The sequence below is a fragment of the Citrobacter sp. VF227 genome (assembly GCF_052950715.1).
Genome location: NZ_JBRFVF010000203.1, coordinates 1 through 561, shown reverse-complemented (window position 1 = coordinate 561; position 561 = coordinate 1). Strand labels below are relative to the sequence as shown.

At 66.1% G+C, this 561-nt stretch carries 2 protein-coding genes; both read left to right on the top strand.

Features of this window, described 5'->3' with window-relative positions; all coding sequences use genetic code 11:
- Nucleotides 1-352 (top strand): ATP-binding protein (locus tag ACU8YC_RS25905; protein WP_446896098.1); only part of this gene is annotated, 352 nt, incomplete at its 5' end.
- Nucleotides 342-561 (top strand): response regulator transcription factor (locus tag ACU8YC_RS25900; RefSeq protein ID WP_446896097.1); only part of this gene is annotated, 220 nt, incomplete at its 3' end. The genes ACU8YC_RS25905 and ACU8YC_RS25900, both read left to right, overlap by 11 nt.

Below are 561 nucleotides of genomic sequence, written 5' to 3'. Positions count from 1 at the left end.
GCTCGCGCAGATTCTGCGCAACTTCATTTCCAAGGCGTTGAAATTCACCACCCAAGGGGAAGTGCGTGTCTCGGCACGGATGGAGACCCCCCAGCAGGTGCGCTTCGCGGTCACCGACACCGGCATCGGCATCGCACCACAGCTGCACGATCGCCTGTTCGAGGACTTCGCCCAGGTCGATTCCCCGCTGCAGAAGCGCCTGCGCGGCACGGGTCTGGGACTCGCCCTGTGCAAACGCTTCGCCGAGTTGCTGGGCGGTCGGGTCGGCCTGCAGAGCGAGCCCGGCAAGGGTTCGGAGTTCTACGTGATCATCCCGTTCAGCATCGAGGCGGAGGGAAGCGATGGGGCGTGAAAGCCGTCTGCTGATCGTCGACGACAACGCCACTACCCGCTACGCGATGCGCCGGGTGCTGGAGCGCCATGGCTACCAGGTGCTGGAGGCGGGCACCGGCAGCGACGGGCTGGCGCTGGTGGCCGGCGCCATGCCTGATGCCCTGATTCTCGATGTCAACCTGCCGGACATGAGCGGCTTCGACATCGCGCGCCAGCTTCGCACCCACC